8 protein-coding genes are annotated in these 12,444 nt (G+C 65.8%); 5 read left to right on the top strand and 3 right to left on the bottom strand.

Translation table 11 applies throughout. The annotated features are described in order from the left end of the window. Window positions 1-158: 158 nt before the first annotated feature. A complete protein-coding gene (locus tag NZU74_13030; GenBank protein MCS6882249.1) occupies window positions 159-3,974 on the bottom strand; it encodes a right-handed parallel beta-helix repeat-containing protein in 3,816 nt (1,271 codons plus the stop codon). Window positions 3,975-4,622: 648 nt separating this feature from the next. Continuing rightward, window positions 4,623-5,528 (bottom strand): DMT family transporter, encoded by a 906-nt coding sequence (locus NZU74_13035; GenBank protein ID MCS6882250.1) that lies wholly within the window; start codon window positions 5,526-5,528, stop codon window positions 4,623-4,625. 359 nt (window positions 5,529-5,887) lie between these two features. On the opposite strand from NZU74_13035, the gene hisZ reads away from it, so the two are divergent. The 5 genes from hisZ (at window position 5,888) to NZU74_13060 (ending at window position 11,277) form a co-directional block, all read left to right on the top strand. After that, window positions 5,888-7,333, top strand: coding sequence for an ATP phosphoribosyltransferase regulatory subunit (gene hisZ / locus NZU74_13040; GenBank protein MCS6882251.1), 1,446 nt, complete (start codon window positions 5,888-5,890; stop codon window positions 7,331-7,333). Between the two features lie 52 nt (window positions 7,334-7,385). Beyond that, window positions 7,386-8,219, top strand: coding sequence for a creatininase family protein (locus NZU74_13045; GenBank protein ID MCS6882252.1), 834 nt, complete (start codon window positions 7,386-7,388; stop codon window positions 8,217-8,219). 87 nt (window positions 8,220-8,306) lie between these two features. Beyond that, window positions 8,307-9,317, top strand: coding sequence for an ATP phosphoribosyltransferase (gene hisG, locus NZU74_13050; GenBank protein ID MCS6882253.1), 1,011 nt, complete (start codon window positions 8,307-8,309; stop codon window positions 9,315-9,317). A gap of 91 nt (window positions 9,318-9,408) precedes the next feature. Next, window positions 9,409-10,419, top strand: coding sequence for a phosphoribosylformylglycinamidine cyclo-ligase (gene purM, locus NZU74_13055; GenBank protein MCS6882254.1), 1,011 nt, complete (start codon window positions 9,409-9,411; stop codon window positions 10,417-10,419). Between the two features lie 99 nt (window positions 10,420-10,518). Then, complete coding sequence (locus NZU74_13060; protein MCS6882255.1) at window positions 10,519-11,277, top strand: phosphoribosylaminoimidazolesuccinocarboxamide synthase; 759 nt, start codon at window positions 10,519-10,521, stop codon at window positions 11,275-11,277. A 466-nt stretch (window positions 11,278-11,743) separates the two neighbouring features. Here NZU74_13060 and NZU74_13065 read toward each other — a convergent pair whose 3' ends face one another. Then, window positions 11,744-12,370, bottom strand: a complete 627-nt coding sequence (locus NZU74_13065) for an aquaporin (protein ID MCS6882256.1) — start codon at window positions 12,368-12,370, stop codon at window positions 11,744-11,746. Window positions 12,371-12,444: the final 74 nt, after the last annotated feature.

Below are 12,444 nucleotides of genomic sequence, written 5' to 3' on the forward strand. Positions count from 1 at the left end.
ACTGCCTGTCCGCATAGCTCCTGCGGGAGGGCGGAGAAACCAGCTTCCTCCACGCCCCGGCCTGAGGGGAGGGTCTGGGAGGGCTACGCCCTCCCAGAAAGAAATCTGGCTAATCCAGGCAGAACCGGACAGGCTCATAGAAAGAGAAGCGTGGTTGTCTATCTCCGCACGAACGGCAACCACAGGAACCGCTCGCCTCTGGTGATCACAATCCGGTCCACCAGCCTGGCCTCGGCCAGGGTCTCGCCGTCCTGCGAGTCTTTACGCAGGAAGACGTTGATCGTCTCGACCTCGCCGAGGGGCAGGCGAGCATTGGTGCGCACAATCACCACGAACTGCGCGATCTGGAAGCGCCCGGCGCTGAAGTCCGTAGTTGTGTCCATCGAGAAGCAGCCCTGGCTGTCAATCACGAACCCATTGGTGGCCGACTCGAAGCGCACGCTGCTCTGCTGGTTCGTCACCGCCGCCAGACAGAAGCGCGCCGGGCCGTTGCTCTTGTTCTCGACGGTATGGACGAAGCGCACCTCGCTGCCCGCAGCGGCCCGTTGCTCCTGGTCGGGGTAGATGATCGCTCGCGGCGCGACGTTCACCCGCGTAGTGGCGCTGAAGGGCACGGTGATGAGCGGATAGCCGAACTCGGAGCTTGCGGGAATGGTGCCGGTGATAAACGTCGTCGCCTCCACCACCTGCCCGCCCACGCTCTGCTGGGCGCCGGGAGGCACGGTGACCTCGGCCAGCAACTCGCGCTGCGCGCCGGGGGGCAAGGTCAGCGTGTTCGCGTTCAGCGCCGTTCGCCAGATTCCGGGGCTGATCGCCGGATCGCGGGTGAAGAAACTCAGCCCGATGGTGACGGTCACGTTGCCATCGTTACGCAGGACGTAGCTGTGGGGCACCCGCTCGGTGGGCCGGCCCGCGCCGATACTGCGGAGAGGCGTGACACGGATGATCGGGCGGCCCAGCACGGTGGTCTCCAGGGTGGCAGTGGCAGTGGCCACGCCCGGCGAACGCACCGTCACAGTGGTGACATCGCGCTTCGGCACGCGCACGCTCGGGTGGTTGCCCAGGGGCAGGGTCAGGGTGACCGTAATATTGCGCGTACCGCCAGCGGGCAGAGCGGGCACGAAGACCGTGCCGGGGGCCGGCGTGGCGTTGAGTTGCCAGCCGCTGAGGGTGCCGCTGGTCTCCAGCACCAGGTTATCGAAATCAACGCTGCCGGTGTTGCGCACGCGCAGGGTGTAGGTCACCGTCTCGCCGGGGCCGCGGCTGGTCGCCAGCGGTGAAATGGCCTCGAGGGCCAGGCCGGTGGTGACATCGAAACGGGCATACTCCGAACTGTTGCCCCGGCCATCGGTGGCGATCAGCAGCAACCGGCGTGGGAGACGCCCGCCGCTCAGTTGCAGGAAGCCTCTGAAGAAGCCGTTGGCGGCGACGGCAAGGGTCTCCTGTTCGGGGCCGCCGAGGTCAGCCGCGGCGCGCAGCAGGTTGAAGCCCTGACCATCGGGCGCGGGCAGCGTGGGATCAGGCTCGAAGACCTGGATGCTACAGTTCACGCAGGCCGAGGGCGGGTTCGGCGGTTGATCGGCCGGCGCGGTAGAGGGCAACACAAAGCCCTCGATGCGCCCCGACTGGAACAGGCGCAACCGCTGCGGGCTGGCGAAGGACGGATCGACGATCGGCGGGTCAATGTCGTGGTTGGGGCGGTTCGGGTCGCCCGGATTGCTGCCAGGCGGGAAGTTGATGGTCGTGCCGACCAGTTCGATGGGGGCGCCGTTGCGAGTGAGGCGATTGTTGCGCAGCGTTACCCGCTGGACCGTGCCGTCGAGACGGATGGCCCGCCCGATATTGGCGCGCAGGGTGTTGTTCAGCACAATCACATTCGAGGTCGTCCCTGCGACAAGGATGCCGTGTTCGCCGTTGTCGCGCACGGTCGTATCGAGCAGGCTCACGTTGAAGCTATTGCCGTCAACCTGGATGCCATTCCCGGTATTAAAGGCTATCGAGCGGGCATTGCTGGTATCGGAGCGCAGGGTGGCGGTATACACATCGCTGAGCCGGATGCCGGCCCCGACGTTGAGCTGCACCGTATTGGTGATCAGGTCAATGTTACGCACTCCGCCGCTCACCACGATGCCCTCGCGGTTAGGGCGCGCGATCGGCGCGGGGCTGCACGGCGGGCTGGCGTTACTGGTCGGCAAACAGCCGATCCGGTTGCCGATCAGCGACACATTCTCGATATTGGTCGGGCTGGGCGTACCCACCGAGCCGCTGCCATCGCCACGCACCCAGATGCCGGGAATGCCCGAACTGGGCGTCGCCGCGCCCCCGACGGTGTTGCGCTCCAGCCGGGTTCCTCTGGCCCCGCCGGTCACCAGAATGCCCGCCAGGCCGCCATTCGGCTCGGCGACGGTAATCGGCCCGGGAGGAAAAGTCGGCGGAGGCGCGCGCCGCAGGCCTATCACGTTGCCGCGCACCAGCGTGTTCAGATTGGCCGGGCCCTGGACCAGCACGCCCTCCTGGGCATTGCCGGCGATGATGTTGCCCAGAAACGCCTCGGGGGTCGAGTCGATGCCCACAACCGTACCCTGCGTCCCTTCGAGCACGGCCACGCCGCGTCCGGCGTTAGGAATGGGCGCGGTGGCGCCGGCGTTCAGGCCGATGATCGAACGCTCGATGCGATTGCCCACCGGCGGCGTCGAGGTAGGCGCGGCGCCGCGCGTCAATTCGATACCGTTGCCCGCGTTGCCGGAGACCACCGTGCCCGGACCAATGATATTGTTCGCGGCCCCGTTTTCAATGCGGATGCCGCCGGCGCCATTGGGCAGCGCCGCGTCGCCGAGGTAATTTGTGCCGATGAACGCGCCCTGCACGCGGTTGCCGGCGGCATTCGCGGTCATCAGCACGCCGTACTGCGTATTGCCGCTGATCACCAGCGGGGCGGTTATGGGGAGACCGATTAACTGGTTATTGCTGGTCCCCTGCTCAATCAGCACCCCGACGGGCTGGGTCCCCAGCGCGGCCTGACCCGCAAAATTCGTGCCAATGTAATTGGCGCGAATGAAATTGCCGCTGCCGCCGCTGATGCGAATCCCGGCCTGCCCGTTGGCCGAGATCAGATTGCGCCGGTTGTCGGGGGAAGTTCCTACGGTTGAACTGGCACCGATCACATTGCCGGTAGCGTCGGTCAGTTCGACGCCAGAACCGGTGTTGCCGAGGGGCGCGAAACCGCCTGAAGCATCGAGCGTCACGCCGATATAGTTGCCATAGACAAAGTTCCCGCTGGCGCCGGCGATGGAGACCCCGCTGACATTATTGCCGGCGAAGACATTCCGCTGGGGCGGATTAGTAATATCCTCACCCACATAATTCTGGCTGGCGCCATTGGTGATGCGCACCCCGTACCGGTTCGGCTGGGCCGTGGTTTGAGCGGGCAGCACGCCGAAGTAACATCCCTCAACGCGGTTCCCGGTAGCATTGGAGGTGGTAATCCACACCCCCGCGCCACCAGGCTCGACCAGACTAGTGAAGCGAATAAAGATCAACCGGGAGATGGTGATGTTTTTACCTGTAATGCGCAGTCCGAAGCTGTAAGCATTCTGGCCGTCAATCACTACCAGCGGACGGCCAAAGCCGTCCACTGCGCCTTCAATCCTGTCATTTTCCCCTGCTAATGCCGGAAAAGGCGAGCCGACCGGAGAGATGGTCCGCTGCGTAGAAAAGAACCCGGTGTCAAAGCGGATCAAACTTTCCCCATTATCAGCATTCGCGGCGAGGATGGCCTGGCGCAAGGTGCAACCGCCGGGGCTGGGATTCGCGTCTGGCCCGCACGGGGTTGATTGATTATCAAGATCGTTGGTTACGGTATAGGTTCTGGCCGGATCAAAGCCCTGGGCCTCCGCGCGAGGGTGGGCGGCGAAGGGGACGACAACGAGAGCGAGGACCGACAGCAGGAGGGGCCAAAGCCTGCGCGGAGACATCGCGAACTCCTTACGCCACGATCGGAGTGGCGGCTTTAGAATCGGACAAAAGACATTGGAAGTGTAGAATTGCGCACCGATAGTACGCAGGGCTATTCTAGCACGAACTGTAAAGCGATGTAAGGGGGTAAGGATAGGAATTGGGTACTGAGATGGAGGGGATGAGGCCGCCCGGACCCGCAACCGTGTGCTTCGGGCCGCCTCGCGAGCCGGATGGGCGCACAGCGACAAACGTTTCGGGCGGCGATCGCCCATTCCCGCCTTTGGGAGGAGGCGCCGGGCGCCCTCCCGCTGCAAGCTATGCATTACTCGCCCACCAGGCGCGCCGTATGGTTGGCGGGGTTGTCGGCGCCCTGACCTCCCTCAGGCGCCGCGTGCGAGTGTGGCACGCTGCTGGTGGGACGACGAAGAATATAAACCGGTATTCGCCCGGTAGCCCGGCGGCTGAAGCCGCGGGCTACCGCTGCGAAGCCCGCCTGCGCGGGCCATGCCGGATTTCTTAATGATCATTAGCCGTTCCCCTCACCCAAGATTCGCTTCTGTAAAAGCCCCTATACCAACCTCGTTACACCGTGCAAACCCATCATCGCCCGATTCCATCAAGACTCCATATCCAGCAATCCAAAATCCAAAATCCACAATCCAAAATCACGAGGCGACCGGCGCAGGCCGGCGGGCCTCCTCCTGCGAGGCGATGAAGATGCCGGCCAGCAAGAGCACGAAGCCGGCCAGTTGCAGGGGCGCGAAGCGTTCGCCAAAGACCACGAAGGCCAGCAGCGCCGAGCCGACCGGTTCGCCGAGGATGGCAACGGCGATGAACGTGGCCGACAGAGAGGAAAGAGCGTAGTTAAAGGCGGTGTGGCCGAGCAACTGCGGGCCGATCGCCAGACCCAGCAGCAGCAGATAGACGTAGGGCGGAAAGCCAGCCAGGGGCTGCCGGGCAGCCAGCGCCCAGAACACCAGCACGACCGCAGCAGTAGAGTAGACCACGTAGATGTAGGCCAGCACGCTGAGGCGACGCCGCAGGTCGCGCCCGATCAGCAGATAGCCGCTGACAGTGATCGCGCCCGCCAGCGCCAGGGCGTTGCCCAGGGCCGGCGCGGGCGCACTGCTGCTCATCTGGTCCGACAGACCGATGAACACCGTGCCGGTAAATGTGGCGGCGATGCCCAGCAGGGCGCGCCAGCCCAGCCGTTCGCGGAAGAACAGCAGGGAAGCCAGCCCGACCCACAACGGATTGGTGGACACCAGGGCCACGCTGGAGGCCACCGAGGTGTAGGCCAGCGAACTGATCCAGCTCGCGAAATGCATGGCCAGAAACGTCCCCGAGGCCACGCCCAGCAGCAGATCGCGGCGGCGCAGCGCGCGCAACTCCGGGCCGGCGCGCAACCAGGCCAGCGGCGTGAGCAGCAGGGCCGCCAGCGCCAGGCGCCAGGCGGCGATGCTCAGCGAAGGCGCCCCCGCGGCCTGAGCGTAGCGGATCAGGATCGAGGCCGTTGAAACGATCAAAACGCCGGCAAAGAGCACGATGTACGGTAAGAGGGGACGATTCATGGGGTTGCTCACATAAAGTTTCGGACAGGGCCGACAATCGGGTCTGCACTTCTGTCGTGCGGGGGCGCGGAGGTGTGGAGGTGTGGAGGTGTGGAGGTGTGGAGGTGTGTAACGGCGTTCCAGTCGGGCATCCCCACCTGTGAACCACACCTCCACAGCTCTACATCTCCACACCTCCACACCAACACGGAGGTCGGTCCAAAGCAGGATACTCGTTGCGAGCCGGCCTGTCAACGGCTTGTCCTGGGTGCGGCAATCGGATACAATAGCAGACGCGGAAGGCGTTTCGGCAGAGTCTGGACTCACGCTGTTCACTTACGTTCGCGCAGAAACCGCGCCAGGCAGGTACAGGGGGGCAGGTGAGCGCAACGATTGAGGCCGTGCGGGGGATGCGCGATGTGCTGCCGGCCGAGCAACGGCAGGTGGCGGCCGCCCGGCGCGCCCTTGAGGCGACCTTCGAAGCCTACGGCTACGAACCGATCGATCTGCCGATCATCGAATCGCGGGAACTCTACCTGCGCAAGCTGGGAGAAGAACTGGCGGGCAAGGTCTACGAGTTCAACTTCGGCGGTCGGGATCTGGCACTGCGCCCGGAGTGGACCGCTTCGGTGCTGCGGGCGTATGTGGCCCATCTCCGGGACCAGCCGCTGCCGCTGCGGCTCAGTTACAGCGGTCCGGTGTTTCGCTATGAGCGGCCCCAGCGCCATACCCATCGCCAGTTTACCCAGGTAGGGATCGAGATCGTTGGCGGGCCTTCCCCTCGCGCCGACGCCGAGGCCCTGGCCCTGGCCTGCGCCGGGCTCGACGCGGTAGGCGTGACGGGCTACCGGGTGCTCATGGGGCACGTGGGCGTGGCGCGCGAGCTGCTGGCGCAGTTCGATCTCACCGAGCGCACCCGGGACACGCTGGTATGGAGCCTGGAGCGCATCCGCAAAGAAGGGGCGGCGGTGGTGCGGGAGCACCTCCACGAACGGGCGGGCGAACCGCCAATTGACCTGCCGCCCGGTCTCGATGAAGAGCAGGCCCGCGCCTGGCTGCTGCGCACGCTGCAGGCGATGGAGATCGAGCTGAGCACCGGCACGCGGTCGCGAGAGCAGGTGGTGGCCCGGTTGCTGCGGAAGCTGCGCCGCCGCGATGAGCGCGCCGCCATCGAGCGCGCTCTGGATGTGCTGGAGCGCCTGGTGACCGTTCACGGGCCAGCCTCAAGGGCGCTGCCCGCCCTGGCAGCCCTCCTGGAGGAGCAAGGATTGCAGGCCCGCGTCCTCGATGAGGTGCGGGCGATCCTGGCGCTGGTCGCGGCACACGGGATTGATCCAGATCAGATCGATCTCGATTTTGGACTGGGACGGGGTCTGCACTACTACACCGGCCTGATCTTCGAGATTGCCGATGGCAACGGCACGCAACTCTGCGGCGGCGGGCGCTATGACGATCTGGTCGCGGCCCTGGGCGGCCCGAAGGATGTGCCGGCGGTGGGGTTCGCCTATGGGTTAGAGCGGGTGGTCGCGGCGGCAACCGCCCCGGCGCCGGCCGGCCGCCCGCTGGTCCTGGTAGCGCCAGTCGCCGATGACGATTATGCCTACGCCCAGGACGTCGCGCGGCGCCTGCGGGAACGTGGCCTGGCAGTCAGTGTGGACGTGCGCGGGCGCACCCTGGCGCGAAACCTCAGCGATGCAACGCGGCGCGGCGCGCGGTATGTCGTCATCATCGGCGTGGAGGAACGGACCAGCCGCAGCTTCGTCTGGCGCGACCTGGAGCGCCACGACGAGCGGCGCCTCAGTCTGGACGCGCTCGGGGATCTCTAGGGCCGAAGGATTGGCTGCGCCAATCCTTCGGCCCTCCAGTTGATTGGAACCTATGAACAACACCCCATCCTGGGGGCGTTACAGCGAGTTGCGCCCCCACGAGCTCGCCGCCCTTCGCGCCCGCGCTCCGGCAGCCTACCTCCCCTGGGGCGGGCTGATCTGCCACGGCCCCCACCTCCCTCTGGGGCTGGACACGATCATTGCCGAGGCGATTGCCGAGCGGGCCGTCAGACGCACCGGCGGAGTGGTGCTGCCCGCGATCACCTGGCCCCTGGCAATGCCCCACCCCGGCGAATCGCTGGGGCTGAGCGCCACGACGCTCAGGGCCATTCTCGCCGAGAGCCTGGCGGAACTGGCAAAGCACGGCTGGCGCGTGATCGTGGTGATCAGCGGATCTTATTCGCCAGGGCAGGAACTGCTGCTCATAGGCGCCGCCGAACAGGCGCTCGCCAACCATCGCCTGCTGGTGCTGGCCGTTCCGCCGCTGGCTCTGGTTGACGATGAGATGCTCGATCACGGGGCGCTCTGGGAAAGTTCGGTCCTGCTCGCCCTGCGTCCAGACTTGATCCACATGGAAGCCCTTGGGGCCGGCCCGCTGGACCGGCTTAACCATCCTGTAGTGGGCCGCGACCCGCGGGGAGCCGCCTCGGCCTCGCTCGGCAACAGCGTGTTGAACCTGGCTCTGGAACGTATCAGCAGCGCCGTCGAACACTTGCTGGCCAGCGGCGACCCGGCGCCGCTGCAGGCCCTCTACGCACGGCGCCGCGAATACTACCGGCGCCTGACAGCGCGCTACGGCGACGATCTGGAAGCTCTGACCGCGGCCTGGTGGCAGGAGGTGACCGGCAGGGGCCCGGCTGCGCCCCGCTCGCCAAAGACCGGCTGAGGGGCCTGTCCCTGCCCGGGGCGTGTCCCTGACCCTGCGGGTGCGCGAACCATCTGGGTTGCGCGCACATCAAGAATCCGGATGGCCATGCTACGTTTTGCCCTCCCCTCAAAAGGCTCTGGCTACGAAAGCGCCCTGGCGCTGCTGGAGAGTTGCGGCCTGCGCGTGGTGCGGGCCAATCCGCGCCAGTACACCGCCGTGCTGCGGGGTCTTCCCAACACCGAAGTGCTGCTGCATCGCCCGGCTGATATTGTCGAGAAAGTCGCCGAAGGTTCGATAGACATTGGCATCACCGGCTACGACCTGGTGATAGAGCAGCGCGGCGACGACGAGGATCTGCTGGTGCTCTTCGACGACCTGGGCTTCTGGCGGGTGGAACTGGTCTTCGCCGTGCCACAGGGCTGGGTGGACGTGCACGGCTGGGATGATCTGGCCGACCTGGCGGCGGAACTGCGCGCCCAGGGACGCCGGCTGCGGATCGCGACCAAGTACCCCGCGATAGTGCGCCGCTTCTGCGCCAGTCAGGGGATCACCGCTTATGAGATTGTCATCTCCCAGGGCGCTACAGAGGCCGCTCCGGGTCTGGGCTATGCCGACATGATCGCCGACATCGCCGAGACCGGCGCCGCTATTCGCGACAACAAGCTAAAGATCGTCGGCGGGCCGATCCTCACTTCCCAGGCGGTGCTGGTGGGCAGCCGGCGCACCCTGCGCGGCGACGCCGAGAAACTGGGCCTGGTGCGCCAGTTGCTCGAACTGATCGAGGCGCGCCGGCGCGGGCGGTTATTCTATTCGCTCACCGCCAATCTTACGGGCGAGTCGGTTGAGGCCGTGGGACGTCGGGTTACCGCGCGGGTGGAACTGGCCGGCCTGCAGGGGCCAACGATTGCTCCGGTGTGGAGCAAATACGCCAGCGAGGGCAACGCGCCGCAGTGGTACGCCGTGAACGTTGTGGTGCCCCAGGAGGAACTGCTGCCCGCCGTGGATCACCTGCGCGCCATTGGTGCGGTGAGCATCAGCACGGTGCAGGTGCAACACGTCTTCAAGGCGCAGAGCGATGCCTATACGCGCCTGCTGGCAGCCCTGGAGGAGGAGTAAGACGTGTTTTTTTGGTCGGGGAAACCTGGTTGTCCCATAGCGCAATCGTTTGCGTCCGCTCGCCGGGCGCGTTACGCTGATGGAGCGCCTCATGTCTGACGCCTACGCGGCTGCGGGCGTAAACATCGCCGCGGCTACACGCGCCAAGGAACTGATGAGCGCAGCGGTGCGTTCGACCCACGGACCGGCGGTGCTGGCGGGGATGGGCGCCTTCGGGGGTTGCTTCGACCTCGGCGCCGCCGGGGCGGGCAACCAGCCGGTCCTGGTGGCCTCGACTGACGGCGTCGGCACCAAGACGCTGGTGGCGGCGGCCCTCGGGCGCTACGACACGGTGGGCCAGGATCTAGTCAATCACTGCGTGAATGACATTCTGGTTCAGGGCGCCCGGCCGCTGTTCTTCCTCGACTACGTGGCGGCGGCGAAGCTGGAAGTGGAGCAGGTGGCGGCGATTGTTGGCGGGGTGGCAGCGGCCTGCCGCATGGCGGGGTGCGCTCTGCTGGGCGGCGAAACGGCCGAAATGCCCGATGTCTACGCCCCCGGGGCCTTCGACCTGGCCGGAACCATCGTCGGAGTAGTCGAACGCGAGGCCATGCTTCCGCGGCCGGATGTTGCGCCGGGCGACGCGGTGCTGGCCCTGCCCTCAAGCGGGCTGCACACTAACGGCTACTCGCTGGCGCGTCGGATCGCTGCGCGCAGCGGTTATGAGGCGCGCCCAGCGATGCTCGCGGGCCGCAGCGTGGGCGAGGCGCTGCTGGCCGTGCATCGCTGCTACCTGGCGGAAGTGGCGGCCCTGCGCGCCGCCGTGCCGCTCAAGGCCCTGGCGCACATTACCGGCGGAGGCGTGTTCGACAATCTGCCGCGGGCGCTGCCGGCAGGCTTAGGGGCGACCATCGAACGAGGCGCCTGGGACATCCCGCCGATCTGCGCCTACCTGGTTGCCGAGGGAGGACTGTCGGAACACGAAGCCTACCATACCTTCAACATGGGCCTGGGGATGCTGGCGATTGTGCCCTCCGAAGCCGTCGAGACCGCCCTGGCCGCCGTGCCCGAGGCCCGCCGCGTGGGGGCGATTACGGCGGAGCCGGGGGTGCGGCTGGTGTAGGCCCGGGCTGCCAGTTGCAGGGGGTGCGGGGCAAGCCGTGGGGCAACCCGGAGGGTTGCCCCACAGGTCCATTTTTAGACATTCACAAAGGAAAAAACTATGCAAACTGGACCAAAAATCACCGAGGGAAAAACCAAAATCATCTATGCCCATCCAGACGATCCCAACCTGATCATCATGCGTCACAAAGACGGCATTACCGCTGGCGACGGGGCGCGTCGCAACGAGATCCCGGGCAAGGGCGCCCTGGCGGGTCGCACCACGGCCAACGTCTTTGCCCTGCTCAACCGGGCCGGCCTCCCTACCCACTTCGTGAGCGCCCCCGAACCGGAGATAACCGTCGCCCGGCGCTGCACAATGCTGCCCCTCGAAGTCGTTATGCGCCGCCTGGCTACCGGCTCGTACCTGCGGCGGCATCCCGAAACGCCCGAAGGCAAACGCTTCGATCCGCCACTGGTTGAGTTCTTTCTTAAAGATGACGCCGCCCACGACCCGCAGATCAGCGAGGCCGAGATTGTCGCCCGCAATCTCGCCACCGCTGAAGAGGTGCAGCAGATGATTGAAACGGGACGCCGGGTGTTCACCCTGCTTGAGGCGGCCTGGGCCGCGCAGGATGTTACCCTGGTGGACCTGAAGATCGAGTTCGGGCGCGCGCGGGGCGCCCTGCTGGTGGCCGATGTGATTGACAACGACTCGTGGCGCATCTGGCCCGGGGGCGAGAAAGGGCGCATGCTCGACAAGCAGGTCTACCGCAATGCGGCCACGGTGGACGAAGCGGTGCTCGCCGACGTGCGGGCGCGCTATGAACAGGTGGCGGCGATGACGGACGCATTCGCTACATTCAGTCCATCTGCCTGAGGGGAGGATGAGGAAGGGCCTTGCCCTTTCCCATCCGTAGACAGACGGTTTCAGAGGGCTATGCTCACTTCACAGTCTTGTGCTGATTCGGCTCGCCTTCCACCGCCTCTCAGGTGTAAGGTTTTCCGGCGCATCCTCGCGTCGCATTCGCCATCCAGGGCATTGGGACGCCCAACTCCCCCCTTTCCCGCGAGGGGGAGAGGTACGAGTGCGAGATGGCGTTGCGCTACCTCGAACACGCCCAACTCCCCCCTCTCCCGCGAGGGGGAGAGGGTGGCGGGGGGAGAGGGCCGTACGCACTGGAATGCCGAAAACCCCTGCTCCCTCAAAAACATCTGAGAGGCAGGGGGGTGAAGACCGTAAGCGCACTGGAATGCCGAAAACCCCCCTTCTCCTTCGAAAAACCCTACACCTGAGAGGGGGGCAGAGCTCCCTGGAGCGCCCGCGAACCCTGTCTTAGGTGAACTCACACATCGTCGGGGTTCAGGGCGCGGAACGCGAACCCGGCAACCGCCGCCGCGCCAAAATTGGCGACCAGGTAGATCCAGATATTGGTCCAGTTCGACAGGCCCATCAGCGTGACGCCCAGAGCCACCGCTGGATTGAACGCTCCGCCGGAGATCGAACTTACCGCATAGGCCCCTGCCAGCACCGTAAAGCCAATCGCCAGGCCGTAGAACGAGTTGCCGCTCGTGCCTCTGGCGGTGGCGACGTTAAGCACCACGAAACACAGGGCGAAGGAAAACAGAAACTCGGCGATCAACGCCGGGAGGATCTGCCGCTCGCCGGGGGTAATCGCAGGGAAGCCCTTCATAAACAGCACCAATCCGGCCGCCACGGCGCCGGCAATGAACTGGGCCACCATGTACGTGATCAAGTCGTTGACGGAGAGCTTGCCGCGCACATAGACCGCCAGGCTCACCGCGGGGTTGTAGTGCCCGCCGGAGAGATGCCCCCCGGCGAAGATCATAACCATCAGGACCGAGCCGATTGCCAGGGGGGCGAGGTTGCCCGCGCCCGGTTCGATCACCGTCATGCCGATCGTGAAGACCAGAAAGAACGCCCCGATGAACTCCATGATAGCCTTGGCCATGAACCGCCCTCGCCTTCTGTTCAAGCCGCCTGCTCTCTATCCTCCCGCATCCAGCGCAGGCGTGGGATCAACGC

The sequence above is a fragment of the Chloroflexaceae bacterium genome (assembly GCA_025057155.1).
GTDB lineage: Bacteria > Chloroflexota > Chloroflexia > Chloroflexales > Chloroflexaceae > JACAEO01.